This window comes from Burkholderia multivorans ATCC BAA-247 (assembly GCF_000959525.1).
GTDB classification, from domain to species: domain Bacteria; phylum Pseudomonadota; class Gammaproteobacteria; order Burkholderiales; family Burkholderiaceae; genus Burkholderia; species Burkholderia multivorans.
The window spans coordinates 1742122-1768157 of record NZ_CP009832.1 but is presented as its reverse complement, the minus strand read 5'-3'; the positions used below and the strand labels follow the sequence as shown (position 1 = coordinate 1768157).

19 protein-coding genes and 1 tRNA gene are annotated in these 26036 nt (G+C 64.7%); 10 read left to right on the top strand and 10 right to left on the bottom strand.

The genetic code is table 11. The features are described from left to right. Window positions 1-84 precede the first annotated feature (84 nt). Entirely contained in the window at window positions 85-2541 is a 2457-nt protein-coding gene (rnr, locus tag NP80_RS20590) for a ribonuclease R (protein ID WP_006400209.1), read from the bottom strand. A gap of 249 nt (window positions 2542-2790) precedes the next feature. On the opposite strand from rnr, the gene NP80_RS20585 reads away from it, so the two are divergent. Beyond that, window positions 2791-2877 (top strand) — tRNA-Leu (locus NP80_RS20585). Between the two features lie 456 nt (window positions 2878-3333). On the opposite strand, the gene kce is transcribed toward NP80_RS20585, so the two are convergent. The 3 genes from kce to NP80_RS20570 are packed head-to-tail and all read right to left on the bottom strand — an operon-like array spanning window position 3334 to window position 6948. Then, the gene (gene kce, locus NP80_RS20580) at window positions 3334-4263 is read right to left on the bottom strand and encodes a 3,5-dioxohexanoate:acetyl-CoA acetone transferase (protein WP_006400249.1); all 930 of its coding nucleotides are present in this window, start codon (window positions 4261-4263) and stop codon (window positions 3334-3336) included. A 55-nt stretch (window positions 4264-4318) separates the two neighbouring features. Further along, window positions 4319-5428 (bottom strand): ketopantoate reductase family protein, encoded by a 1110-nt coding sequence (locus tag NP80_RS20575; RefSeq protein WP_006404899.1) that lies wholly within the window; start codon window positions 5426-5428, stop codon window positions 4319-4321. Then, window positions 5425-6948 carry a TIGR00366 family protein gene (locus NP80_RS20570; protein WP_226823080.1) on the bottom strand — a complete coding sequence of 508 codons (1524 nt, stop codon included), beginning with the start codon at window positions 6946-6948 and terminating at the stop codon, window positions 5425-5427. The genes NP80_RS20575 and NP80_RS20570 overlap by 4 nt, the downstream gene beginning before the upstream one ends. Window positions 6949-6981: 33 nt before the next feature. Between NP80_RS20570 and NP80_RS20565 the strand changes: the two genes are divergently transcribed. Then, the gene (locus NP80_RS20565; RefSeq protein WP_006404901.1) at window positions 6982-8007 is read left to right on the top strand and encodes an AraC family transcriptional regulator; all 1026 of its coding nucleotides are present in this window, start codon (window positions 6982-6984) and stop codon (window positions 8005-8007) included. 211 nt (window positions 8008-8218) lie between these two features. On the opposite strand, the gene NP80_RS20560 is transcribed toward NP80_RS20565, so the two are convergent. Beyond that, complete coding sequence (locus NP80_RS20560; protein WP_006404902.1) at window positions 8219-10516, bottom strand: xanthine dehydrogenase family protein molybdopterin-binding subunit; 2298 nt, start codon at window positions 10514-10516, stop codon at window positions 8219-8221. Next, window positions 10513-10980 (bottom strand): (2Fe-2S)-binding protein, encoded by a 468-nt coding sequence (locus tag NP80_RS20555; RefSeq protein WP_006400254.1) that lies wholly within the window; start codon window positions 10978-10980, stop codon window positions 10513-10515. Before NP80_RS20555 ends, NP80_RS20560 begins: the two co-directional genes overlap by 4 nt. 111 nt (window positions 10981-11091) lie before the next feature. Between NP80_RS20555 and NP80_RS31035 the strand changes: the two genes are divergently transcribed. The 3 genes from NP80_RS31035 (at window position 11092) to NP80_RS20545 (ending at window position 13680) form a co-directional block, all read left to right on the top strand. Further along, window positions 11092-11298: a hypothetical protein gene (locus NP80_RS31035; protein WP_139094006.1), complete on the top strand. Its 207-nt coding sequence runs from the start codon at window positions 11092-11094 to the stop codon at window positions 11296-11298. 202 nt (window positions 11299-11500) lie between these two features. Then, window positions 11501-12403: an amidohydrolase family protein gene (locus NP80_RS20550; RefSeq protein WP_006404903.1), complete on the top strand. Its 903-nt coding sequence runs from the start codon at window positions 11501-11503 to the stop codon at window positions 12401-12403. Window positions 12404-12450: 47 nt separating this feature from the next. Beyond that, the gene (locus NP80_RS20545; RefSeq protein ID WP_006400256.1) at window positions 12451-13680 is read left to right on the top strand and encodes an MFS transporter; all 1230 of its coding nucleotides are present in this window, start codon (window positions 12451-12453) and stop codon (window positions 13678-13680) included. A 34-nt stretch (window positions 13681-13714) separates the two neighbouring features. Here NP80_RS20545 and NP80_RS20540 read toward each other — a convergent pair whose 3' ends face one another. After that, window positions 13715-14614, bottom strand: coding sequence for a LysR family transcriptional regulator (locus NP80_RS20540; protein ID WP_006404904.1), 900 nt, complete (start codon window positions 14612-14614; stop codon window positions 13715-13717). A 102-nt stretch (window positions 14615-14716) separates the two neighbouring features. Here NP80_RS20540 and NP80_RS20535 point away from each other — a divergent pair, with 102 nt between their 5' ends. Then, complete coding sequence (locus NP80_RS20535; RefSeq protein ID WP_006400258.1) at window positions 14717-15934, top strand: alpha-hydroxy acid oxidase; 1218 nt, start codon at window positions 14717-14719, stop codon at window positions 15932-15934. Window positions 15935-16008: 74 nt separating this feature from the next. On the opposite strand, the gene NP80_RS20530 is transcribed toward NP80_RS20535, so the two are convergent. Together NP80_RS20530 and NP80_RS20525 are read right to left on the bottom strand one after the other, a co-directional pair. Beyond that, window positions 16009-16482, bottom strand: a complete 474-nt coding sequence (locus NP80_RS20530) for a MerR family transcriptional regulator (RefSeq protein WP_006404905.1) — start codon at window positions 16480-16482, stop codon at window positions 16009-16011. Next, window positions 16479-17387, bottom strand: a complete 909-nt coding sequence (locus NP80_RS20525) for an acetoacetate decarboxylase family protein (RefSeq protein ID WP_172488737.1) — start codon at window positions 17385-17387, stop codon at window positions 16479-16481. Before NP80_RS20525 ends, NP80_RS20530 begins: the two co-directional genes overlap by 4 nt. Window positions 17388-18216: 829 nt before the next feature. On the opposite strand from NP80_RS20525, the gene NP80_RS20520 reads away from it, so the two are divergent. Both NP80_RS20520 and NP80_RS20515 read left to right on the top strand, forming a co-directional pair. Continuing rightward, a complete protein-coding gene (locus NP80_RS20520) occupies window positions 18217-19047 on the top strand; it encodes an alpha/beta fold hydrolase (protein ID WP_006404907.1) in 831 nt (276 codons plus the stop codon). Between the two features lie 395 nt (window positions 19048-19442). Then, window positions 19443-20366 (top strand): SDR family oxidoreductase, encoded by a 924-nt coding sequence (locus NP80_RS20515; RefSeq protein ID WP_006404908.1) that lies wholly within the window; start codon window positions 19443-19445, stop codon window positions 20364-20366. 157 nt (window positions 20367-20523) lie between these two features. On the opposite strand, the gene NP80_RS20510 is transcribed toward NP80_RS20515, so the two are convergent. Beyond that, window positions 20524-21114, bottom strand: coding sequence for a ferritin-like domain-containing protein (locus NP80_RS20510; RefSeq protein ID WP_006400263.1), 591 nt, complete (start codon window positions 21112-21114; stop codon window positions 20524-20526). Window positions 21115-21402: 288 nt separating this feature from the next. Between NP80_RS20510 and NP80_RS20505 the strand changes: the two genes are divergently transcribed. Continuing rightward, entirely contained in the window at window positions 21403-23757 is a 2355-nt protein-coding gene (locus NP80_RS20505) for an AsmA family protein (protein WP_006404909.1), read from the top strand. Between the two features lie 277 nt (window positions 23758-24034). Further along, window positions 24035-26002, top strand: coding sequence for an AI-2E family transporter (locus NP80_RS20500; RefSeq protein ID WP_045594119.1), 1968 nt, complete (start codon window positions 24035-24037; stop codon window positions 26000-26002). Window positions 26003-26036 lie beyond the last annotated feature (34 nt).

The window sequence follows — 26036 nt, the reverse complement described above, 5'->3', positions numbered from 1 at the left end:
GGAAAAGGAAAGCGCCGCGTGGCCGGCACGTGACCGGCGACGCGGCGTCTTTCGATACGGCGGAGCGCATTGCGCCCCGCACGCTCAGTGTTTCTTGCGGGCGCGCACCTTCTTCGCGGGGGCCTTCGCCGCCGTGCCGCCCTTCTTCTTAGCGGCTGCGCGCGCCGCGCGCGCTTCCTTCACCGCGGCGCTCGGCGCACTCGCGGCCTTCTTGTGATGCGGCGCCGATTCTTCCGCGGACGGCAGCGCGCGCACGCGCGGGCCGCCGCGCTCGGCGCCCGGTGTCGGCGCAACGACCGGACGCGGCGCCTTCACCGGCGTGTCGCGCACGAGCCGGAAGTCGATCTTGCGCGCGTCGAGATCGACGCGGCTCACCTGCACGCGCACGCGGTCCGACAGCCGATAGCGGATGCCCGTGCGTTCGCCGCGCAGCTCGTTCTTGATCTCGTCGTACTGGAAGTAGTCGGAACCGAGTTCCGTCACGTGCACGAGCCCTTCGATGAACAGCGTGTCGAGCTGCACGAAGATGCCGAACGACGTGACGCCGTTCACCATGCCGCCGTACTCCTCGCCGAGCTTGTCGCGCATGAAATAGCACTTCAGCCAGGCTTCGACGTCGCGCGACGCCTCGTCCGCGCGGCGCTCGTTCGCCGAGCAGTGCAGGCCGAGCTCTTCCCAGATCGCGGTGTTGCTGCGCGAGCGGTTGCGCGCTTCGTCGTCCGCCTGCTGCATCGCGCGGGCGCGCGGCGACAGCGCGGTGTTCAGCTCGAACCCTTCCGGTGCCTTCGGCACGTACTTCTTGCCCGACAGGATCGCGTAGATCGCGCGGTGCGTGAGCAGGTCCGGATAGCGGCGAATCGGGCTCGTGAAGTGCGCGTAGGCGTCGTACGCGAGGCCGAAGTGACCGATGTTGTCGGGGCTGTAGACGGCCTGCTGCATCGAGCGCAGGAGCATCGGCTGCAGCATCTGCGCGTCGGGCCGGTCGCGGATCTGCGCCATCAGCGCCGCGTAGTCGCTCGCGTGCGGCGTCTCGCCGCCGCCGAGCGTCAGGCCCATCCCGCGCAGGAACGCACGCAGGTTCTCGAGCTTCTCCGGCGTCGGCCCTGCATGCACGCGGTACAGGCCCGGATGCTTGTTGCGCTTCAGGAAGTCAGCCGCGCAGACGTTCGCGGCCAGCATGCATTCCTCGATCAGCTTGTGCGCGTCGTTGCGCTGGCGCGGGACGATCTGCTCGATCTTGCCCTGCGCGTTGCAGACGATGTACGTCTCCGTCGTGTCGAAGTCGATCGCGCCGCGCTTCTGGCGCGCCGCGAACAGCGCCTTGTACACGCCGTACAGGTTCTGCAGGTGCGGCAGCAGCTCCGCGCGACGCGCGGCTTCCGGCCCCTTCGTGTTGGCGAGCACCGCCGCGACTTCCGTATACGTGAGACGCGCGGCCGAGTGGATCACGGCCGGATAGAACTGATACGCCTTGATCTCGCCGCGCGCCGTGATCACGATGTCGCACGCGAGCACGCAGCGGTCGACCTGCGGGTTCAGCGAGCAGAGACCGTTCGACAATTTCTCCGGCAGCATCGGAATCACGCGGCGCGGGAAGTAGACCGACGTGCTGCGCTCCAGTGCGTCGGCGTCGAGCCCGCTGCCCGGCTGGACGTAGTGCGACACGTCGGCGATCGCGACGATCAGCCGGAAGCCGTCGCCGCGGCCGACCTTCGTCGGCTCGCAGTAGACGGCATCGTCGAAGTCGCGCGCGTCTTCGCCGTCGATCGTCACGAGCGGCACGTCGCGCAGGTCGACGCGGAACCGCAGATCGGCCGGGCGCACCTTGTCGGGCAGCGCGGCGGCCTCGTCGAGCGCCGCCGGGCTGAACTCGTGCGGCACGCCGTACTTGCGCACCGCGATTTCGATTTCCATGCCCGGATCGTCGATGTCGCCGAGCACCTCGACGACGCGGCCGAGCGGCTGCGAATGACGGCTCGGGAAATCGGTCAGCTCGACGACGACCACCTGCCCGACCTTCGCCTTCTTCACGTTCTGCGTGATCAGGATGTCGTGGCCGATGCGCTTGTCTTCGGGCGCGACGATCAGCGCGCCGTTCTCGTTGAGCAGACGGCCGATCACGCGCTTGTTCGCGCGCTCGGTGACCTCGACCACATGCCCTTCGGGCCGGCCGCGGCGGTCGTAGCCGACGATCCGCGCGAGCACGCGATCGTTGTGCATCACCTTCTGCATTTCGCCGTTCGGCAGGAACAGGTCGTCCTGGCCGTCGTCGCGAATGACGAAGCCGTAGCCGTCGCGATGGCCCTGCACGCGGCCGGCCACGAAATTGGACGGATGGGTCAGCTGGTAATGGCCACGCTTGTCGAGCCGGATCTGGCCGTCGCGCTCCATTGCGGCGACACGCCGGAAGAACCCTTCACGCTCCTGGCGCTTGATCGACAGCGCTTCCGCGATGTCGTTGGCGGCCAGCGGCGCGTCGCTCGTACGCAGCACGCCGAGAATCTCTTCACGGCTCGGAATGGGGTACGGATATTTGCTCAAGGGTTTGTCGATGATTGTTCTCGTTGCGTTGACAGATGGTGCACGGCATCAACATAGAAGTGTCCGTCAGACAGTTCTATAGTGACGGCGGCGGCTCATTCTATCACCCGGCCGTGTCGCAAAATGACGCCGAGTCGCGCCGCCGCACGCGGCGGCGGCCGCCCTGCGGCGCATCGCAAAAAAATGTTGACACGAATAATTGGGGCGCTATAATTTCGCTTCTTTGCAGCAAGCAGCTACTGCAAACGTGCCCAGGTGGCGGAATTGGTAGACGCACTAGGTTCAGGTCCTAGCGGTGGCAACACCGTGGAGGTTCGAGTCCTCTCCTGGGCACCATCTGTTTTAAAAAGGTCGGCTTCATGCCGGCCTTTTTTCATTTTCGGCCCAGGAAGCAAAGCGCCTGCGCGCTTTGCGTGGGGACTCGAAGGGCTGCGCTTGCAAGCGCAGCCGGGGGGCGCGCTCGTGTGACCGAGTCCTCTCCTGGGCACCGTCAGCTGTTCCTGCGCAACCCGGCGAAGCTCGGAAAACCCCGTAAGATCAATACATTATTGGTTTTTTCGTTGGCGCGGAGAGCTGCCGACAGCATCTGTGACTTTCGGACATGGGCCGAAGCCCGCGACCGTGAGGTTCAATCGAATCCCGGCTGGCCCCTACTCCCCGCCCGGCAGTAAGACGAGCAGCCGCCCGCACGTGGTGGCGCTTGACGTCGTTGTCGGCGTCGTTCGCCACACTGCCCCCTCGTCCCGGCGGACGATGCGGTCGGATACAAATCGGGCTCTAGCCGAACACCCGCTAGAACGCTACGTTATTGCGCCCCTTCAGCTGAAGCATCTGGCGAGCCTCATCCGGCGTCGCGATCTCCACGCCCAGCTCGGTGAGAATTCGGCGAATCTTCGCGACCTGTTCCGCATTCGACGTCGCGAGCCTACCGCGCTCGAGGAACAGGCTGTCTTCCAGGCCGACACGGACGTTCGCGCCCATCAACGCGCCCATCGTCGTAAACGGCATCTGCTGCTTGCCCGCCGCGAATAGCGACCAGACGTAGTCTTGGCCAAACAGCCGGTCGGCCGTTTGCTTCATCAGGAAGATGTTCTCCGGATCGGCGCCGATACCGCCCATGACGCCGAACACCGACTGAACGAGGAACGGCGGCTTCACCATGCCGATGTCGACGAAGTAAGCCAGGTTGTACAGGTGGCCGATGTCGTAGCACTCGAACTCGAACTTCGTACCGTGCGTTTTTCCCAGCGTTTCCAGGATGTATTTGATGTCGCGGAAGGTGTTGCGGAAAATGCCGTCCTCAGTGGCTTTCAGGTAGGGCACTTCCCATTCGTGTTTCCACTCGCGCGGTTTTTCCGCCATTCTGAACATCGCGAAGTTCAACGAGCCGGTATTCAGCGACGCCATTTCGGGCGACGCGCGCAGCGCGCCTTGCAGCCGATCCTCGAGCGTCATCGTGACGCTGCCGCCCGTGGTGATGTTGATCACGGCATCGGTCCGTTCCGCGATGCGCGGCAGGAATCGCATATAGACGTCGGCAGACGGCGACGGGCTGCCATCCGCCGGATTGCGCGCATGCAGATGAATGATGGCGGCCCCCGCCTCGGCAGCCGCGATGCTCTGTTCGGCGATTTCGTCGGGCGTGCACGGAAGATACGGTGACATCGACGGCGTGTGGACGGCGCCCGTGATGGCGCAGCTGATGATGGTCTTCTTGCTCATGAAATGCCTCGTGGGGCAGTGGACGGAAAACTGGATCGATGGGCCTGCGTGTCGATCACATGTCTAAACACGCGAGAGCGGGAAGATCGCGCACGTGCGCGGCGAGCAGGTCGTCGAAGCGCGCCAGATGACTGAAGTCGTTGACGCCGCGCCGCGCTTGCGCCTCGGCAACGAGCGCGACGATCCTGTCGTTGAACGGCGTCGGCACACCTCGCTCACGGCCCTTCTCGCAGATCAGCCCGTTGATGTAGCCGATTTCGGTATCGCGCCGTTTTTCGAGGTCCTGCAACATGCTGGCTTTCAGCTTCGCGTGCGCCCCCCAGATCTCGCGATAGAGCGGCATCTTCGAAGGAATGTCGGCGGCGCTCGCCAGTTCGAAACATTCGAAATTCTTGCCCTGCATCTCGGCGAGGCGTACGCCGTGCGCATGCGCGACCTTGATGCACTCGTCGGCGACGAAGGCGAGACACGCCATCGCACGGGAATCGTCGAGCACGTCGCCGAACGTACAGCCGAGCGCCGCCGACATGCCGCTGAACGTCGCGTTCATCAGGAGTTTCGAAAACCGGATGCTCATCAGGTCGGCGCGGATCTCGGTCGTGCCGACGCACTCGAGATACGCCTGAACGACTTTCAGGCGCGGACGGATCACGCCGTCGATCTCGCCGATCTCGAACGCAAACTTCTGCACTGCCTCATAGCTCGAGGTGAGCGACGACACACCGGGTTTCAGCCACGTCGCGCCGAAGCCCACGGCACCGCCCACCGTCCTTTCCGCGCCGACGAGCGCCGCCACCGCATGCTCCGGTATGCCGTTCTGCAAGGTGCAGACGATGCTGTCGGCATGCAGGTGCGGTAGTAACGTCGTCAGAATCGCCTGATTGACCGTCTGCTTCGTCAACAGGAACACGAGGTCGTAGCGCCCTGTCAGTTGATCGGGCGTCAAGGCGCGAACCGGAACATTCAGCTCCAAGGCGCCGGTGATCGTCGCGCCGCACGCGTTGAGCGCGTCGACGTGTTCCTGGTAACTGTCGACCAGATCGATCTGTTTGCCGGCCCGCGTCATCAGCGCCCCGATAATCGTCCCGAGTGAACCCGCACCTACCATGGCTGCCCGCATACCTGTATCTCCGCAATGACTGTGTTCAAGCGACGTGACCTTCACAGCCCGGCCGGCAACACGAGAAACGCAATGCTCGCGAGCACGATGGCATAGATGAAAATCACGAAGGTGTAAGGAAGGATGTCCTGGAAGCGGACTCTAAAAGCCGTAATGAACGGCAGCGCCCAGAATGGCTGGATCAGGTTCGCAAGCTGACCGCCCGTGCTGTACGCGTTGATGACGTGGGCAACGGGAATACCGAGCTTCTGGCCGGCCGCAATGATGTACGGCGCCTCGATCGCAAACTTGGAGCCGCCCGAGGGCACGAAAAAGTCCATGATGGTCGTGTAGATCACGACGATCCACGCGTAGGTGCGCGGCGTCGAAATCGACAGGAACCAGTGCGTGATGACTTCAGACAGTCCGGAATGGACGATCAGCCCGAAAATGCCGGCATACAGCGGAAACTGAATAATCACGCCGGAGGTCGTGCCGACACCCTGCTTCACCGACGCGACGAAGCTGCGTGCCGACCCATGCAGCACCATGCCGATCCCGAACAGCGCAAAATTGATCACGTTCAGATCGATCTTGCCGACGCCGTGCGTGGCCACGAAATTCGCAATCCAGAACAAAATGCCGACGCCGACGATCGAGAGCGGAAGCCGCGAACGCTCCCACCTCTCGGCCGGACGCAGATCGCTCCGTCTCGTGTTGTCGGCCGGTGGCGCCTGCGCAAACTCTTGGTAAATTTCGTCGGTGATGTCGACGGCGCTTTCCTTCCTGGGCGTCAGCCACACGAAGATGAACGGGATTGTCAGCAGTTCGAACAGCACGAACACGAGAAGAAAAGGCGACAAGGCCGTCTGTGTCAGCGGGATCAGGCCGCCTATGGACTTCTCGAGAAAATTGCCCGCCGTGGCAGCCAGCAACGGCGCCGACTGCGACGGACCGTTCGCCATGAGCATCATCATTGCGTAGGCCGACGCGACCAGGACCGGATAATGGAGGCCGATACCGCGTTTGCGGACCGCAATCTCCTTGCCCATGATGATCGCGACCATGAGGCCGGCGGCCCAGTGCAGCCACGCGACGATGCCGACGATCAGGCAGAACATGATCAACGTCGACCGTGCGGTCCGCGGGATGCCGACGATGCGGATCAGCGTCGATTTCACCGGCTTCGAGTCGGCCACGACAAAGCCCGTGATCATCATCACGGTCAGCTGCATCGCGAACGTCAGCAAGACCCAGAAGCCCTTCGCATAGTCGTCGAGCAGTTCCATCGGCCCGTGCAGCGTCAATCCGAGCGCGAGCAGGAATACGACGACCGTCAACGCGACGACGAACACCATCGAATCGGGAACCCAGTTCAGGCTCCATTCCGTGAACCGCTCGGACAGGCTTCGCTTGCCGGACGCGTCCCTGGGGCCGTGCGGCGCACGGCCGATCTCCTCATTTCCGAACTGAGCCATGTGTCTCCTTCCATTCCTTTTTGACGCATCGCCCGCCTCTCGGGCGACGTGCTTGTGCCGAAAATGGTAGTCAGATATTCTCGGTTGAGAAACGTCCATTCCGGTCATTGCGGAGTCATTTGCGGACGACTTGAGGACAACATGGACACCATGCTTCCGCTACCCAACGAGCGCCTCTACGCGCCCTACAAGATCGGTGCGATCGTTCGTGTGCTCGAAGAACAAGGCATTGCGCCGGAGGCGTCCCTGAAAGGCAGCGGGGTGACGATCGACGATCTCGGCAATGCCTTTGCGCGGACATCGGTAAGCCAGTATCTGATCGTCTGCGAAAACGCGATGGCGCTGTCGCGCACGCCTTCGATCGCCTTCGAGGTCGGGGCGCGCCTGCACCTCTCGGCGTACGGGATCTACGGATATGCGCTGATGTCATGCACCTCGCTACGCGAGTACTTTCGCCTCGCGGTCAAATACCGGCGCCTGACCACACCGTCCGTCGCAATCGAGTTCGTGGAAAAACCTGACGCCGTGTCCTGCAGGTTTCCCGATATCTTCGTCGCGAACCCGCCGCCCCGCTTGCGGCAGTTCCTGATCGAGCAACAGGCAAGCGTGACCGTCACGCACGTACAAGAGGCTGCCGGCGGTCGTTGTCCGCCGCTGGAAGCGCGCTTCTCCTATTCGGCGCCTGCCCACGCCGACATCTATCCGACCTATCTCGGTTGCCCCTGCTACTTCGACCAGCCGGAATGCGAGCTCGTCTACGACAACACCATGCTCGACCGGACCCCTCAAATGGCCCATACGCTCACGTCCGTCCTGGTACAGGAGATGTGCGATAAGTTGCTCGGGCAGGCCATGGAGGGCAACGGACTTTCGCGGAACGTCTACCGGGTCCTGATGAGCAAGCCCGGCGAGTTCCCGAGCGCGGATGAGGTTGCACGCATGCTGAACATGACGGGCCGAACGTTGCGGCGGCGGCTGCAGGACGAAGGCACGTCGTTCCAGGCAATCGTCGACGACGTGCGGTGTTCGCTGGCACGCGAGTATCTGAAGGACACGCGCATGAACACGAGCGATATTGCGATGCTCCTCGGCTTCAGCGACGGCGCAAATTTCCGCCGCGCGCTGAAACGATGGACCGGCAAAACCGTGAATGACCTGCGCCGATGACGGCTTGCAGCGATGCGGTGGAGTCGTGAGGTTCGACGCTGCCGTCCGGCGCGCGAAAGCGGACTTCGAATTTGTGTGCGGGTTCTCGAGCGACCAGAACCCATGCGCGTTAAGGCGTGCCTCGCGAAAGGGTCCGTCGAAGGATTCGCTCTTCGCGCTGTCGGTCTGCCGCGACGCAAGCAACCGATACCGCGCGTTCCGAACTCGTTTGCTACACCATCGGCAACTGCCGCACCGGCTTGCCGGTGAGTTGCGCAACGGCATGTGCGACAGCCGGCGCGATCGGAGGCACGGCAATTTCACCGACTCCGGTCGGTTCTGCCACGCTCGGCACGAGGTGCGTTTCGATCACCGGCGTCTCGGCCATTTTCAGCACCGGGTAATCGGGGAAGTTGGCCTGCACGACCCGTCCGTCCTTGATCTGAATCTGGTTGTACAGCGCCGCGCTCAAGCCGAAGATGATCGCGCTTTCGATTTGCTGCGTGACGATGCCCGGATTGACGACCATTCCGCAGTCCACCGCGCAAACGACGCGATGCACGCGCGGCCTGCCCGCCTCGAGCGACACTTCCGCGACCTGTGCCACCACCGATCCGAACGAATTGTGCAGCGCCAATCCGCGCGCACGCGGCGCACCGTCGGCTGCCGGCGCAAGCGGCCGGCCCCAGTCGGCCGCTTGCGCCACGATGTCGAGCACCTTCAGCTCGCGTGGATGCGCCTTGAGCAGATCGCGCCGCATCGCCAGCGGATCGATCCTCGCCGCAGCTGCCACGTCGTTCAGAAAGCCTTCGAGGAAGAATGCCGTATAGGAGTGGCCGACGCTGCGCCAGAAGCCGATCGGCACCGGCAAGTCGACCACCCGATGCGCAATGTGTTCGTGCTCGATCTCGTATGGCAGGTCGAACAAACCTTCCGCCGTGTAGCGATCAATACCGGGCGACGGCATGCCGAACAGGCGCTCCAGTTCGCCGGCCAGGATCGACTGGCCGACACTGCGCGACGCGATGGCCGTCACCCTGCCGTTCTCGACACGCGCCTTCAGCCGCGCGATGGCTTGCGGGCGATAGAAGTCGTGTCGGATGTCGCCTTCGCGCGACCAGATCACCTGCACAGGGCGCCCCTCGGTGTGGACAGCGATCGTCACGGCCTGAGCCACAAAGTCCGATTCGAGCCGCCGCCCGAAGCCGCCGCCGATCAGCGGAATATTGATATGTACCTGATCGCGGCTCACGCCTGCCGCACGAGCCGCGACCAGTTGGGCCAGCGTGGCCACCTGCGTCGGCGCCCAAAGCTGCACGCGATCCTTGGTCACCTGCGCCGTGCAGTTGATTGGCTCCATGGCGGCATGCGCAAGATACGGCGCGCTGTATTCGGCCTCCACGATGGTCGCACCCTGCGCCTTCTCGAAGGCCTTCAGACCATGGCCCGTGGAGCGATAGGTAAAGCCGTCCTTGTCGCTGTTCAGCGCAGCGACGAGTTGCTCACGGATGCCAGCCGAATCGAGCGTGGCATTCGGTCCGTTGTCCCATACGGGCTCGAGCGCCGCGAGTGCTTGTCGTGCCTGCCAGTAATGATCGGCCACCACGGCGACGCCCGGCGCGCCGCCCGTCGAGCCATCGAACGGCACGACATGCCGCACGCCGGGCATGGCAAGCGCCGCTTTCGACTGGAACGTCTTGAGCTTGCCGCCGAATACAGGACACATGACCACGGCCGCGTACACCATGCCGGGCGGCCTCGCGTCGATCGCAAAACGGGCGCTGCCGTCCGTCTTGCCGGCGATGTCGTTGCGTGGCGCAGGCTTGCCGACCAACCGGTATTGCGCAGCCGGCTTGAGCGTGACATTGGATGGCGGCGCAATCTCGCGCGCCTTTCGCGCAACGGCGCTGAACGGCATCTGCTTACCGTCGGGGCCAATCAGTTGGCCTTCGCGCACCGTGATCTGCGTCGGCTGCACGCCCCATTCGCGCGCGGCCGCTTCCACCAGCGCAGCGCGCGCCGTCGCGGCGGCCTCGCGCACGGGCTGCCAGCCGTCGGCCATGCTGCTGCTGCCGCCGGTGACGATCAGGCCGATCTCGCGTGCGCCCTTGGCCATGATCCAGTGCAGTGCGCGCGCCCAGACCCTGGCTGCGTCGTCCGGATGCAACGGCAGCGCGCTATCGCCCATGGCGACGACGTTACCGTAGAGACGCTCGATCGGCGACGACTCGATACTCACGCGCTCAAGCGGAATATCGAGCTCCTCGGCGGCCAACATCGACAGCGCCGTGTGGATGCCCTGCCCCATCTCGACACGCGGCATGGCAAGGATCACATTGCCTTCCGGCGTGATCTTGATCCAGCCATTCAGCGCGATCTGACCTGACACTGCGGGAAACGCGTCAGGACCGCCCAGCCGGCTGCGCGGCGGCATCACGCCCCAGCCGACCACAAGCGCACCGCCGACGCCAAGCGCGCCTAGCAGAAACCGGCGCCGCCCGCGCCGCACATTGGTCGCGTCGACACTCACGCGCGGCCCTCCCGCAGCGCCTTCGCCGCACGCTTGATGGCCATGCGCACGCGCGGGTACGTCCCGCAGCGACACAGGTTGGTGATGGCCGCGTCGATATCGGCGTCGGTCGGGTCCGGTTGCCTTGCCAACAGGTCTGCCGCCGCCATCAGCATGCCCGACTGGCAATAGCCGCATTGCGGTACCTGTTCGTCGATCCAGGCCTGCTGCAACGCATGGCGCTTGCCCGGCGATTCGGCCAGCCCTTCGATCGTGGTGATGCGCTTGCCGGCAACCGCTGCCACCGGGAGGACGCAAGATCGCACCGCCGCACCGTCCAGATGCACGGTACACGCGCCGCACGCTGCAACGCCGCAGCCGAACTTCGTCCCCGTCAGGTTCAAGTGGTCGCGTAGCACCCACAGCAACGGCGTGGACGGGTCGCAATCGATGTTCATCGCTTGGCGGTTGACGTCAAGATTCATGTATTGCTTCCTTGCCTCATATCGCAATGGCTCAGCCGACTACCGGCACCTTAAGGTTGAACCAAAGTTGAATGTCAAGCGCCCGGATGCGAATAGTCTTGGATGTCCGGGATGCCGACCATGTCGGCGGTCACGAGCAAACGGCCGAGCAGATTGCGGCTCGCACAATCGGTGCGGTGCGTCGCGTTCGCGGTGCAATCCGGTGTCGCCCGGCTTGCCGCCGACCGCTGCCATCAACGACACGAGATCGCGCGCATCGGTATCCCCCTGAGCAGGATTGCAATGTTTCGAAAAAGCGAACGTTCGGCTATTGATTAATTCGCTGTATTGGGCGTGCAGTTCCGGCTACGCTTCTCAAGCCATGGAATCCGTGCTCGCCGGCCCCGATGCGCGCCCTTGCTCGCATGGCGCTCCAGGGCGCCGCGTGCGCACGTAAAGCGATCGCTCGGCAAGCGCCGATCCGACACCGGGCGCACGTATCATCCGCATGGCTCGCTTCCGATCATTCGAGGAGACCACGATGACTGAACCGGCTCGTTCCGGCGCCGAGTTTCGATGCGCCGCCCCTTTACCCGATGTCGATCCGCCCGCGTTCGAGATGCCTCGGGGCGCCGTCGATACGCATGCGCACGTGATTTCGACCAGCCCCGACTATCCGATGGTCGCACAACGCAGTTACACACCGCCGGAGGCGTCGGAACAGCAATACCTCGCGATGCTCGACGCGGTCGGCTGCACCTATGGCGTGCTGGTTCAGGTCAGCGTGCACGGCACCGACAATCGCTACATGCTGCAGGCGCTGCGCCGTCATCCGCAGCGGCTGCGCGGCATCGCCGTCGTGCCGCCCGAAATCAGCGACCGGGAACTCGAGGCCATGCACGAGGCTGGCGTGCGCGGGCTGCGCATCAACGTGCTGTTCGGCGGCGGCATCGGCTTCGCCGCGATGGAGACGCTGGCGCACCGCATCAAGGATCTGGGCTGGCACATGCAGTTCCTGATGGACGTGAAGACGCTGCCTGAACTGATGCCGCGCATGGCGAGGCTGCCGATCACCGGCATCGTCGATCACATGGGCCATACGCCCGTCGCCGCGGGGCTGGCTTCACCGGGATTCGCCGCCCTTCGCGAACTGGTGGTCGGGCATGGCTTCTGGGTCAAGCTGTCCGGCGCTTACCGGATCAGCGATCGCTTCCCGACTTTCGACGACGTGACGCCGTTCGCGCAGGCACTGATCGACGACGCGCCCGACCGGATCGTCTGGGGCAGCGACTGGCCGCATGTGTCGCTGGAAGCGGCCAGGATGCCCAACACCGGCCACCTGCGCAACCTGCTCGCGCAGTGGGCGCCCGACGCAGCAATGCGGCGCCGGATTCTCGTCGACAACCCGGCCCGCCTGTACGGTTTCCCGCGCGGCAATCCATAAACGACGCAAGCACGCGCCGCTCAGCGGCCATATGACAAGGAGACACGATGAGCTGGTACAGCAACATGTCCGTCACCGAAAGGCGGACCTTCATTTCCGCGGCGGGCGGCTGGGCGATGGACGCGCTCGACTTCATGGTGTTCACGTTCGTGATCACGACGCTGATCTCGATTTTCAAGATCGACAGCACGCAGGCCGGCCTGCTGGCCACCGTCACGTTGCTGTTCTCGGCCATCGGCGGCTGGATCGCCGGCATCCTCGCCGACCGCTACGGGCGTGTACGCATCCTGCAGGCGACGATCCTCTGGTTTTCCGGCTGCACGGTGGCGATCGGCTTCGCGCAGAATTTCGAACAGATCTTCGTCCTGCGGGCTCTGCAAGGGCTGGGCTTCGGCGGCGAATGGGCGGTCGGCTCGGTGCTGATGGGCGAGATCGTTCGGACCGAATTCCGCGGGCGAGCCGTCGGCACCGTGCAGAGCGCCTGGTCGATCGGCTGGGGGATCGCGGCCATCGTCTACACCGTTCTGTTTTCCTGGCTGCCCGAAGACTATGCATGGCGTGCGCTGTTCTGGGTCGGCGCGCTGCCGGCGCTGCTGGTGCTGTACATCCGCAAGGGCGTGCCGGAACCTGAAGTATTCCAGCGTACCCGCAAGCAGGAGCAAGCCAGCAACAAGCGCACGTCCATCTGGACGATCTTCTCGCCGTCGCTGATCAAGACGACGGCGCTGACCTCGTTGCTGTGTACCGGCGTTCAGGGCGGCTACTACGCGGTGACCACGTGGCTGCCCACGTTCCTGAAAACCGAGCGTCACCTGTCGGTGGTCGGCACGGGCGGCTATCTGCTGGTCGTCATTCTAGGATCGTTCGTCGGCTATCTCACCGGCGCATGGCTGACCGACCGCGCCGGCCGCCGCGCGAACCTGCTGATCTTCGCGATGCTGTCCGGCATCAGTATCTACGCCTATACGCAGCTTCGACTCACCAACGACCAGATGCTGATCCTCGGATTCCCGCTCGGCTTCGCGGCCTCGGGCATCTTCAGCGGCATGGGCGCTTACCTGACCGAACTGTTTCCGTCTGCCGTGCGCGCCAACGGACAAGGCTTTGCGTACAACTTCGGGCGCGGCCTCGGCGCGCTGTTTCCGAGCCTCGTCGGGTATCTCGCCCACGGTTACGGGCTCGGCATGGCGATCGGCATGTTCGCGGGCGGCGCCTATCTCGTCGTGCTGATCACTGCGTTGCTCCTGCCGGAAACGAAGGGACGCGAAATCAGCTGAGCGCCGCCCCGCAACGGGCCGGTGCGGCGACCGCTCATGCAAGCGGAACGTCGAACGCCACGTGCAGCCGCACGAGCGCCAGCATGGCCGGAATCGTCGCGCGCAGGTCGCCGCGCCGCCACTGAAATGCGTAATGCAGCGGCGACAACGCCGGCTGACTCGTCAGACGGACCAGCGTGCCGCCCGCGCGCGACGCCTCCCATGCCGTCGGCAGAAAGCCGATGCCGACGCCTTCGCGCAACATGCCGGCCACGGCGAACCAGTTGTTGCACGTAATGTGGCGCGGACTGTCGATACCGCGCGCCAGCAGCCACTCGTCCAGAATGCGCGTGACGCCCGACCCGGCGGGCAGCGTCACGAGCGCATGCCGCGCGAGCAGGGCCGGTGTCAGTGTGCGCTGACGGCCGACGAGCCGCTCGGCGGCCATCCAGGCGAATCGCGCTTCCGCCACCGGCTGGGACACGATGCTACTGCGCGACGAGCGACCCGCGACCACCGCGAAGTCCAGCTCGCCTGCGTCGACCTTCTCCTCGAGCGCCTCGCCGACGTCGACATGCGGCTCGAGCTGCAGCTGGCCGTGCAGCTTTTGAACGGCGGCGACGAAACGCGGCAGCCAGGTCATCGCCGACAACTCGCCGACGCCGAAGCGTAGTCGCCCCGACAGTCCGTTGTGCTGACCGAAGGTGTCCTGGATCGTCGCGACCGATTCGAGCACGCGCAGCGCCGTCGGCAACAGACTTTCGCCGTCCTGAGTCAGCGTGGCGCGATAGCCGCTTCGGTCGAACAGCGTCCGCCCGAGTACCTGTTCGAGTTCGTTGATCCGCTTCGACAACGACGACACGGACAAATGAAGCCGCTGCGCGGCCGTGGCGAAATTGGCGCAGGTCGCGGCCCAATAAAAGGCATCGAGCTGCTTGAGCGTCGGCGTCGACATCGTTCTCTTTTAGCGAACATGAATTTCGAAGGAATATCGCTTTTATTCAATCCCCGGTCAACCTAGCATGAGCCCTCGTCTTGAATGAAAAGGAGAATCCGGATGAGTGTCGCCGATCGCGCCACACTTCGTCGCGACGCTGCAGCGCCCACCGACAAGCCGCCGCGCGTGCTGCGCAACATGCTGAGCCTGCACGACTTCGAAGCACGCGCGCGCCGCGTGTTACCGCGTCCGATCTTCGGCTACGTGAGCGGCGCCGCCGAAGACAATCGCACGCGCGACGACAACCGCAGCGTGTTCGACGAGTTCGGCTTCACGACGCGCGTGCTGCGCAACGTGTCGGCCCGCACGCAGGCGGTCGACCTGTTCGGGCAGCGGTTCGCCGCGCCTTTCGGTATCGCGCCGATGGGCATCAACGCGTTGTCGGCCTATCGCGGCGACATCGTGCTCGCCCGCGCGGCGCAGGCGGCAGGCATCGCGTCGATCATGAGCGGCTCGTCGCTGATCCCGCTCGAAGCGGTCGCGGCGGCAGCGCCGTCAACCTGGTTTCAGGCTTATCTTCCGGGCGACCCCGAACGCATCGCCGCGCTGCTCGAGCGCGTCGCGCGCGCGGGATACCGGACGCTCGTCGTGACCGTCGACATTCCCGTTGCGGCGAATCGCGAGAACAACGTCCGTACCGGTTTTTCCACGCCGCTGCGTCCGAGCATGCGTCTCGCGTGGGACGGACTGACGCGGCCGCGCTGGCTGATCGGCACGTTCGCCCGGACACTGCTCCGGCACGGGATGCCGCACTTCGAAAATTCGTTCGCCACGCGCGGCGCGCCCATCCTGTCCGCGCACGTGTTGCGCGACTTCTCCGCGCGCGATCACCTCGACTGGACGCATCTCGCGCAGATTCGTGCGCAATGGAAAGGCAGTCTGGTCGTCAAGGGCATCCTCAGCGTGGAGGATGCGCTGGCCGCACGCGACGTCGGCGCGGACGGCATCATCCTGTCCAATCATGGCGGCCGCCAACTCGACGGTGCGGTGTCGCCGATGCGTATTCTGCGCGACGTCGTGACCGCTCTCGAGCCTGCGTTTCCGGTAATGCTCGACGGCGGCTTCCGACGCGGTGCGGACGTTCTAAAAGCCATTGCGCTGGGGGCGCGGATGGTGTTCGTCGGCCGACCTTTCAACTATGCGATGGCCGTTGCCGGCGAAGCGGGCGTCGCGCATGCGATCCGGCTGTTGCAAGAAGAAGTCGATCGCGACATGGCGATGCTCGGAGCGCGTACGTGCCGGGAGCTGCATCCCGGGTTGATCGTCCGCAAACGCTGAGAGACGCGCGTGCCGCGCGGCGGCGCTCGAGCGCTGACGTTGACGGTTCCCGAACGCCCTCACGTGCACATTGCCTACCCCTTGCCGGTCGGTCGGCGTCGTCCGGCCTTGACTGCCCCGTGCGTTCGCGCCGCGCCGTCGGGTTCCCTCGACTGCATTTGCGACAACAGACGCGCCGCGTTGGCGCTGCAATCGATTTCGTCGGGCTTGCCCTCGATCTCGGCCATCAAGGACACGAGATGAGCCTTGTTCCGCGCCAGCTTGATCTGCATGGCGTCGATGTCCCGCACCTTGTGACGGAGAGCTTCGAGCAGCGCACCGCGCTGCCACTGCCCAAGATCGGGTGGCAGCAACATGCGAATCTCGTCCAGGCTGAAACCGGCCTTCTGCGCGGTCGCGACGAGGCCGAGCACTACCACGGCGTCCGGCGAATAGACGCGATAGCCGTTTGGTTGCCGCCGGACCGCCGTCAACAGGCCGATGCGTTCGTAGAAGCGGATGCGCGACGGCGTCAGGCCGGTGCGCTCGGCCAGATCGCCTATCTTCATGTCGTGAATGTGACAGTGTCTAGCCGGGTGGGCATGTTCAAGACCACCTGCGCCTCCTTGACGACGTCCATGCGAAGCACCGTGGACGCCCCGAGTCCGTCGAGCAGCTGGCTCAGCGGCCCATCGTGCCGCGCCAGCCGGACGTCGCGCGGCAAGAGGCGCTGCGCGAACGAGAGCATGTTGGTTTGCACGCGCGTCTGGTGCCACTCGCCGTCAATCTCGTTGACCATGGTCGCCGTCGCCATATGGGACTGCGATGGAACATCGCGCAACACCGGAAGCGGCGCACGCAGCGTCAGATCCGCTTTGCCGCCGGGGCCGGCGATGCTGGCCCTGACGTCGGCGCCGATGCTCACGCCGATCTCCGTGCGCCATTTCGGCAATTGATACCCATAGAGACCGCGCACCCGCGCGATTTCCGTCGTCACCGGCAGCGCGAGAACATGCGCGTGGAAGCTGCGGCGCCGCATGGAATCGAGCAGCTCCAGTGCATGCGGGCCGCGCGCGCCCGGCCGGCGGACGACCACCGCGACCGAGACTTCGTCGTAGGGGTCGTTATCGCAAACGGCATACGAGAAGAAGGTCAACGCCACCAGTCCGCGGCCGGGATAGGCGCGCAGCGGCTCGAGCGGCATCGGCAACATTGCCCGCAATCGATCGGCAGGCGCCAGGAACAGCAACTGCACGTGACTGGAGCGGTAGTAGAAGTTCGGCGCCCAGGTCGGCCCGACCGTGGACGCGACGAGCCGCTTCGGGATCCTGCGAAAAAAGTCGATATTCCCTGCAGCAGGATCGCGCGCCACTTCGTCGAGGTCCGGGTTCATCCGGTAACGGTCGTAGTAGCCTCCGGCAGGCACCTCGACCTTGTGCGCGCCAAACTCGACCTGCGTGAACCGCTTGTCCATATTCATTGACCCTTCTCCGTGATTGAACCGGCAGGTGGGCCTCGAGCGGCATACCGATCAACAGCCGGCAATGGTCACTCTAAGATTGAATATGACTTTAAGGTCAAGCACTTCGCAACGACGGGGAATGTATCGACGCGATTCGCCGATGTCGCGCCGCCTGATTCATGCGAATCCCGAACGGAACCGTGCGACGAGGCGTCGGGCATGCTGCGTTGGGTCCACTCCCTGACGGATTTGAGCCGACGTCCTCGTCCACGCTGTGAAAGCGAGCACACTGCTCGGACGGCATGCTTTTGCCGTCGACGCAGATCAGCCGACAGTGCCGCCGTGAAGTGGGCCCGCATCGGGCGCAATTCCCGCTGCGCACAGGCGGTCGGCCACGCGCTTCTATTGTTTGCGCGAGCGATGCCGTGCGGCTTGTCCTCGATGCTCTCGATCGCGATCACGAGCTGCGCACGGCTCTGGTCGAGACGCTCGCCAATTCTCACGCGACACGCCAAAAAACTGTTGACATTAACGTTGACTTTAATCCTAAAGTTGCCCGGTGAGGACATGGCGAAGCGCGACCGACTGGAGGTAAGCAGTCGTACGCGGCCGACCGCCCGTTTCAAATTGTCTCAACAAAGGGAGCGCAATGTCTCATCCAGGTCCAAGCGAATGGTGACGCGGACCTGCGCATCGCCGGCAACGTGTCTGGATGCCTGCTCGATCGTTGCGTTGCCGTCTCGTCCATCACCCTCACCCAAGGAGCCGCCCATTACGGAGCAGCAACGATCGCCGTATACGTCACGGGTTGTCAATCTGAATATCGAAAAGGAGTGCTGACATGGGATATGTCACAACGAAGGATGGCGTTCAGATCTTCTACAAGGACTGGGGGCCGCGCGACGCACCGGTCATCTTCTTCCATCACGGTTGGCCGCTCAGTGCGGATGACTGGGACGCCCAGATGCTCTTTTTCCTGTCGCAGGGCTATCGCGTCATCGCGCACGACCGTCGCGGTCACGGACGCTCCAGCCAGGTCTGGGACGGCCACGACATGGATCACTACGCCGACGACGTGGCGGCAGTAGTCGACCATCTCGGCGTGCAAGGCGCCGTTCACGTCGGCCACTCCACCGGCGGCGGTGAAGTCATCCACTACGTCGCCCGACATGGCGAAGATCGCGTGTCGAAGGCCGTACTGATCAGTGCCGTGCCGCCGCTGATGGTCAAGACCGACCAAAACCCCGGCGGCCTGCCGAAGGACGTGTTCGACAACCTGCAGGCGCAACTGGCCGCGAACCGCGCCCAGTTTTACTACGACGTTCCGGCGGGCCCGTTCTACGGCTACAACCGTGCCGGCGCGCAACCCTCGCAGGGTGTGATCTGGAACTGGTGGCGCCAGGGCATGATGGGCAGTGCCAAGGCGCATTACGACGGCATCGTCGCCTTCTCCCAGACCGACTTTACCGAGGACCTGAAGAGCACCACGATTCCCGTGCTCGTGATGCATGGCGATGACGATCAGATCGTCCCCTATGCCGATTCCGGCGTGCTGTCGGCGAAGCTCGCCAGAAACAGCACGTTGAAGATCTACAAGGGCTTCCCGCACGGCATGCCGACGTCCAACGCGGAGACTATCAACGCCGATCTGCTCGCGTTCCTCCGCGGATAACCGCCACGGGTGCCGAGGGCTCGGCCCACGGCGCCCGTTCCCTTGAAGGGCATGCGCTACAAGCCGCGAGTCGGTTCTCGTCTATCGTGGCGCTTGACGCGTCCGGGCGCCATGCCGCTCGGTTGCATCGTTTTCGAGGATCGGCGTTGCCGATCCGGTTCGTCCGTGTACTGCCCCGGCTCTACGCCGACGGAGTATCCGTGTCCCGAAACATGTCAAACAACGCGCATCGCTCCTTGCTAAGCGTAGTGGCCGCGGCCTGCGTCGCGTCGGCCTCTTCCTCAAACGCTGCGGACCTGACACGCGACAACGGCTAACTGCTTGACCTTGAAGTTGCCTTCAAGGTTAGCCTCTCGCCTGTCGTCATTTGGCGCAAAGTCGCAAAGGCAAAGGGTATGCAAACGATATTAGGGGCCAACGGTCAGATCGCCACGGAACTGGCCCGGGAACTGCGGCGTATCGACACGGCGGATATACGTCTCGTCAGCCGCAATCCGCGCAAGGTCAATGACACCGATACGCTGGTGTCGGCCAATCTGCTCGATGCGCGCCAGACCGCGCAGGCGGTGAAAGGCAGCGACATCGTCTACTTCACGGCAGGCCTGCCGCCCGACACCGTGCTGTGGGAAACGCAGTTTCCGGTCATGTTGAAGAACGCACTCGATGCGTGCCGGGCGGAAGGCGCCAAGTTCGCCTACTTCGACAACACCTACATGTACCCGCAGGACGACCGGCCGCAAACGGAATCGACACAGTTCGCGCCGGTCGGCCGCAAGGGCAAAGTGCGCGCGGCGATGGCGTCGATGGTCCTCGATGAGATGGCGCGCGGCGACATTCCCGTCCTGATCGGCCGTGCACCCGAGTTCTACGGTCCCGGCAAGACCCAGAGCTTCACGAATGCACTGATCATCGACAAGCTGAAAGCCGGCAAGAAACCGAAAGTGCCGTTGCGCGACGACACGCGCCGCACGCTGATCTGGACGCCCGACGCGAGTCGCGCGCTCGCGACGCTCGGCAACACGCCGGACGCGTTCGGACAGACCTGGCATCTGCCGTGCTGCGACGATCGCCCGACATATCGGGAGTTCGTCGAGATGGCAAGCCGCGCATTCGGACAAAAGGCCGCTTATGCGATCGTCGGGAAATGGGCCTTCCGGACCGCGGGGCTCTTCTCGCCGCAAGTACGTGAAATCGAGGAGCTGCTGCCGCGCTACGAGCAGGACAACCTCTTTGACTCCACGAAGTTCAAGCGCCGATTCCCGCGCTTCGAGGTGACCACGTACCGGCAAGGTCTCGAGCGCATTCGGCACGAGTCGTAGGCATGTGCAATCTGCCGCCTGCCGAGCCGAGCCGGCTCAGACGGCGGCAACGTACCATGGGAAGCCGCGGCGTCCTTCCACCGGCACCGTCGGCTTGATGAAACAGGCCGGCTTCGCGCCGACCTTTTTTCATTTCACGCTGCGCCCGCACCGGGCCTCAAGCACCTCCCGCAGACTGCCCGCGTCCCTGGAGCAGATCGGCCATATCGTCGGCATGCTCCTCCTCGACCGCGAGAATTTCCTCGAACAGCCGGCGCGTGGTCACATCCTTCTCGCCGAGGTATCGGATGATCTCCCGATACGTATCGATCGCGATCCGCTCGGCCACCAGGTTCTCGGCAATCATGCTGGTCAGGTCGGTGCCCTCCTTGTACTCCGAATGCGCGCGCGTTTTCAGGCCGTCCGGCGCAAAGTCGGGCTCGCCGCCGAGCTGCACGATGCGCTCCGCGATGCGGTCGGCATGCTCCTGCTCTTCGGTCGCGTGCTGCGCGAATTCCTGCGCGACGGCCTCCGAATTGATGCCTCTCGCCATGAAGTAATGCCGCTTGTAGCGCAGGGTGCAGACGATCTCGGTCGCGAGCGCGTCATTGAGCAGCTTCAGCACCGTGGTGCGATCCGCGCCGTACGTTTGCGTGACCGGGCCGTCCGCCATGTGCTTGCGCGCATCTTCGCGAATTTTTTTCAGATCCAGCACGAACGAACCGCCCGATTCGGGTGCGGCCTCGTGGGTTGCAGCTGACTTCGTCATCGATCTGCTCCTCTATTCGGTAGGGAAATCTGTCACTCGCTTCGCCCAGCGACTGAGCTGGATGGCGCCGCGGACACGACCGTCCACGGGATGTCGCGGCCCGAGTGCGGCCCCTGCCTCCAGGCAGCGCGCCATTCCGCTCGCCGTCGGCGGTAAAGCAAGCGTCGGGCGAGCAAGTTCCGAGCCTGCCCGTCGAGACGGAGCGGCCGGTTCGCGGTACGGCGATTGCTGCCTTGCTGCCGACCCGGCCCGCGCGGGGCCGGACCGTGAACTCCGAAGACTTCCGCCATGGCCCTATCGAATGCGTCCGGCAGGACGATCGCCAGCGTGATCGGCAAAGTCGTTGCGTGGCTCGTCGCGGTGCTGATCATTCTGCTCGCGGCGATCGCGCTGTTCATTTTCACGTTCGACTGGAATCGCGCGCGGCCGCTGATCGACGACAAGGTCAGCGCCGCGATCGGGCGCCCGTTCACGATCAACGGCGACCTGACCGTACGCTGGCATCGCGCCGCCGGCGAAACCGGCTGGCGCGCGTGGGTGCTGTGGCCGACTTTCGCCGCACGCAACATCACGATCGCGAACCCGGACTGGGCAAAGCAGCGGTACTTCGCCACCCTCGAGCAAATCGACTTCCAGGTGAAGATGCTGCCGCTGCTCACGCATGACATCGTGATTCCTATCATCAATCTCGTCGGCCCCTCGGTCGATCTCGAGCGGCTTGCCGACGGTCGAAACAACTGGACCTTCAAGTTCAAGTCGTCCGCGCATCCGCTGGCGTGGAAGCTCGACCTGCACGACATCCGGCTCGACAAGGGCAACATCGCACTGTCCGACCAGCAACAAGGACTGGTGATGCAAGTGACGGTCAACACGCTCGGGCAGGCGATTCCGATCGGCGAAGTCCTCAAGCAGCAGGAAAACAAATCGCGCAGCGCGTCGGCCGAGACAGTCGGCAAGCGCGGCGCGCAACAGCTGAGCAAGCAGGCGCGGACGGCGGCTTCGGCCACATCCGCTACATCGGGCGCATCGGCAGCGCCCGCCGCACCTGCAAGCGTGGCTTCGGGCGGCAAGCCGGCGGCAAGCGGAGCGGCCCCCGCCTCGCCGCAAACGAACGAACCGCAATACGGCATCGGCTGGACGGCGACCGGCAGCTACCACCATTCGCCGCTGTCGGGCAGCGGCAAGCTCGGCGGCGTGCTCGCGCTGCAGGACGCGTCGCGGCCGGTGCCGGTACAAGCCGATGTCAAGGCGGGCGACTTGCATGTCGCATTGGTCGGCACCGTCACCGACCCCGCGCACCTCGCTGCCGTCGATTTGCGCCTGTGGCTGCAAGGCTCGAGTCTCGATCGCCTCTATCAATTGACGGGCATCACGCTTCCCACGACCCCTCCCTATGCCACCGAGGGCCACCTGATCGGCAACATCCAACCGGGCAACAGCGTGTTCCGTTATGAAAAATTTTCAAGCCGCGTGGGCGGCAGCGATCTGAGCGGCACGCTCGTCTATACGCAGCGTAAGCCGCGGCCGCTGCTCAAGGGTGACGTAGTCTCGAACCTGCTGCAGTTCAAGGATCTGGCGCCGGTGGTGGGCGCCGACAGCAACGCGAGCAAGGCAAAGCGCGGCGACACGGCGCGCCAGCCGGCGAACAAGGCGCTGCCGGTCGAAGGCTTCCGGACGGAGCGCTGGAGCGCGATCGATGCCGACGTGAAATTCACGGGCCGGCGCATCGTCAAGGACCCCGCGCTGCCCATCACCGATCTGTACACGCACATCGTGATGACCGACGGCGTGCTGTCGTTGCAGCCGCTGAAGTTCGGCGTCGCGGGCGGCTCGATCGCCTCGGACCTCCATCTCGACGGCCGCGAACGGCCGCTCAAGGCGCGCGCCTCGACGCGCGTGCGCGGTCTCAAGCTGAAGCAGTTGCTGCCGACCGTGAAGACGATGCAGAGCGCACTCGGTGAAGTCAATGGCGACGCGCAGTTGTCGGCGACCGGCAACACGCCGGCCGCGCTCGCCGCAAGCTCCAACGGCGAGGTGAAGCTGCTCGTCACCGACGGCACGCTCAGCCGTCTGCTGATGGAAGCCGCAGGGCTCAACGTCGCGAACGTCGTCTACGAAAAGATGTATGGAAATCGCAATGTGCATATCAACTGCGCGGCCGCCGATTTCGTCGTCACGGACGGCGTGCTCGATTCGCATGCGTTCGCGCTCGATACCGACGACGCCGTCATCAACGTCGACGGCAAGGTCGACATGAAGAACGAGACGATGAATCTCGGCATCCATCCGCACACGAAAGGCTTCCGCATTTTTTCGCTGCGCTCGCCGCTCTATGTCAAAGGCACCTTCAAGAATCCGCACGTCGGCGTGAACGCGACGGCCCTCGCCGTGCGCGGCGGCGCGATGGTCGGCCTCGGTCTGATCAATCCGTTCGCCGCGCTGATTCCGCTGATCGCGCCGAGCAACCACAAACCGCTGCCATGCCAGCAGCTGATCGCGGCAATGCAGTCGCAGCAGCCGAGTGCGCCGCCGCCCGGTCAGCGCAAGAAATCGAAGGGCCTGCGCCTGCCGCCCGGCACGCCGGTGTCGGACGCAGCCCACCCGTCCGGCCCGACGCTGCCGTTACCCAAGGCGACGCATTGATTCCGCGGACCGCGATGCGCGTCGCGCCGTCGCGCGGATGGAATCCGGAACGACATAAGTTCGTCGCCAGGCACGATCGTTGCATCGTCGGGATGACGATGCGCTCGCTGCCGGCTGCCGATCCGTGGCAGTAGCCGGCGTGGCGATCGCTCGGCGGCCGGACCGTGCCGCCCGTCATCCTCGCATTACGCGTCGCCGCGAGCACCGGCCCCCAATCGTCGTCGATCGAGTCGGACTGCCTGCGCGACATCGCCGGATCGTTGCCGGCCACCGTGTCATGAGGAAACTGGAACAGCAACGCAGGAACGGCCGAAGGGCCCCCTTCAGGCCGGCGCGCAGCGACGCCGGCCCCCGCGGCCACAAGATAGCGCCGGCCGCCGTGCCGGGTTTGAAGACGTTGACCTCGCTGGCGACGGGCGTCGTCATGGTCTGCGCGATGTATTTCGGGCGGACGGTGCTGATCCCGATCACGCTCGCCGTGCTGCTGAGCCTCCTGCTGGCACCGCTCGTGGACCTGTTGCGGCGGCTGCGTCTCGGCGAGCTCGTCTCGGTGCTGGTCGCGGTCTGGCTGGCCTTGTCGGTGCTGACGGCATTCGGTTTTCTGATCGGCGCGCAATTGGCGGAACTGGCGTCCGACTTGCCGCGCTATCAAGTCGCGATCGAACGCCGAGTCGACAATATCCAGCAAACGGTCGTGGTCCACGCGGATGCGGTCCTCACACGGACCATCGACGCGCTCAAGCGCGTGGCGCCCGTGCGCGAGGAGCACACGTCCGACACCAGGCCTGCCGGCCCGGCGGACAAAGCGCCGTTGCCCGTCGAGGTCCACGAGCCGTCGCCTTCGCCGCTGCAGCTCGCACAAGGATTTCTTTCGCCGGTCGTCAGCCCGCTCGCGACGATCGGCATCGTGATCGTGACCGCGATCTTCATCCTGCTGCAGCGCGCCGACCTGCGCGAACGCCTGATTCGACTTGCCGGCTCGCACGACATGCACCGCACCACGACGGCAATGAGCGATGCCGCGCGTCGCCTGAGCCGCTACTTTCTCGCGCAGCTGTGCGTCAACGTGTGTGTCGGCGCGGTGTTGAGCCTCGGGCTCGCCGTGATCGGCCTGCCGGGCGCGCTGCTGTTCGGCGTGATTGCGGGGTTGATGCGCTTCGTGCCGTACGTCGGCGTGTGGATCGCCGCGCTGCCGGCGACGATTCTCGCCGCCGCCATGAGTCCCGGCTGGTCGATGATCGTCGCGATACTGGTGCTCTTCTCCGTGACCGAAGTGGCCGCCGGCCAATTTCTCGAGCCGCTCGTCTACGGTCACAGCACCGGCCTTTCGCCGATCGCGGTGATCGTCGCGGCGATTTTCTGGAGCTGGCTGTGGGGCCCGGTAGGTCTTGTGCTCTCCACACCGCTTACGCTCTGCCTCGTGATTCTGGGGCGCTATGTCAGCGGACTCGAATTCCTCGACGTGCTGTTCGGCGACAGACCGGCGCTGACGCCGGGCGAGCGCTTCTATCAACGCCTGCTGACCGGCGATCGCGAACGGGCATTGGCGCAGGCCGACACGCTGCTGAAGAAACGCTCGCTTTGCGCGTACTACGACGCCGTTGCGCTCGAGGGTCTTCGTCAGGCACGAATCGACCTGCTGCGTGGCGTCGTCTCGCCGAAGCAATTGCGGCGCATCCGCGAAACGGTGCTGGACCTCGTACATAGCCTGGAGCCCGACAGCGATGCCGCGCCGACGCCGCCGTCCGCATCGCCGTTGTCGGCCGACGAAGGCACGCCCGACCGCGTGCCGTCGGTGCTTTGCATCTCGGGCAGCGGCAAGCTGGACGATGTCGTCGCGATCATCGCCGTGCGTCTGCTGCGCCAGCGCGGGCTGCATGCCGAAAGCGCCGGCTACGAGCGCTTTCCGAGGAGCGGCTTTCGCGACCCGCGTCTGTCCGGCGCGGCCGTGATCGCCGTGATCTCGCTCGACGCCGTCGATGCGCCGCCCTACCTGCGCGATCTGATACGCCGGCTGAGCCAGCGCGCGACGACGGCCAGCATCGTCGTCGGCTTGTGTGGACGCGACACCGAGTGCCCGGCGCTTTGGCGGAAGATGGGCGTATCGGCGACGCTGTCGTTCAGCGAACTCGTCGATCGCTGCGTGCTGCTCGCGCAGCGACACGCGGACGGCGGCGAGCCCGCGCGCAGCAACCCCGTCGCACCGAACACCGGCGCAGTCGTTCACTATCGACGCGACGCATGATGCTGCGCGCAACGCGTCGCCGTCGTCCGGTGCG

Coding starts and splice junctions, on each gene's coding strand:
- NP80_RS20555 (WP_006400254.1), bottom strand. CDS start 10,980: ATGAATCTTGACGTCAACCGCCAAGCGATGAACATCGATTGCGACCCG.
- NP80_RS20570 (WP_226823080.1), bottom strand. CDS start 6,948: ATGACCGGAATGGACGTTTCTCAACCGAGAATATCTGACTACCATTTT.
- NP80_RS20520 (WP_006404907.1), top strand. CDS start 18,217: ATGGGATATGTCACAACGAAGGATGGCGTTCAGATCTTCTACAAGGAC.
- NP80_RS20540 (WP_006404904.1), bottom strand. CDS start 14,614: ATGTCGACGCCGACGCTCAAGCAGCTCGATGCCTTTTATTGGGCCGCG.
- NP80_RS20525 (WP_172488737.1), bottom strand. CDS start 17,387: ATGGACAAGCGGTTCACGCAGGTCGAGTTTGGCGCGCACAAGGTCGAG.
- NP80_RS20500 (WP_045594119.1), top strand. CDS start 24,035: ATGAGGAAACTGGAACAGCAACGCAGGAACGGCCGAAGGGCCCCCTTC.
- NP80_RS20505 (WP_006404909.1), top strand. CDS start 21,403: ATGGCCCTATCGAATGCGTCCGGCAGGACGATCGCCAGCGTGATCGGC.
- kce (WP_006400249.1), bottom strand. CDS start 4,263: ATGAGCAAGAAGACCATCATCAGCTGCGCCATCACGGGCGCCGTCCAC.
- NP80_RS20565 (WP_006404901.1), top strand. CDS start 6,982: ATGGACACCATGCTTCCGCTACCCAACGAGCGCCTCTACGCGCCCTAC.
- NP80_RS20545 (WP_006400256.1), top strand. CDS start 12,451: ATGAGCTGGTACAGCAACATGTCCGTCACCGAAAGGCGGACCTTCATT.
- NP80_RS20530 (WP_006404905.1), bottom strand. CDS start 16,482: ATGAAGATAGGCGATCTGGCCGAGCGCACCGGCCTGACGCCGTCGCGC.
- NP80_RS31035 (WP_139094006.1), top strand. CDS start 11,092: ATGCCGACCATGTCGGCGGTCACGAGCAAACGGCCGAGCAGATTGCGG.
- NP80_RS20510 (WP_006400263.1), bottom strand. CDS start 21,114: ATGACGAAGTCAGCTGCAACCCACGAGGCCGCACCCGAATCGGGCGGT.
- NP80_RS20515 (WP_006404908.1), top strand. CDS start 19,443: ATGCAAACGATATTAGGGGCCAACGGTCAGATCGCCACGGAACTGGCC.
- NP80_RS20550 (WP_006404903.1), top strand. CDS start 11,501: ATGACTGAACCGGCTCGTTCCGGCGCCGAGTTTCGATGCGCCGCCCCT.
- NP80_RS20535 (WP_006400258.1), top strand. CDS start 14,717: ATGAGTGTCGCCGATCGCGCCACACTTCGTCGCGACGCTGCAGCGCCC.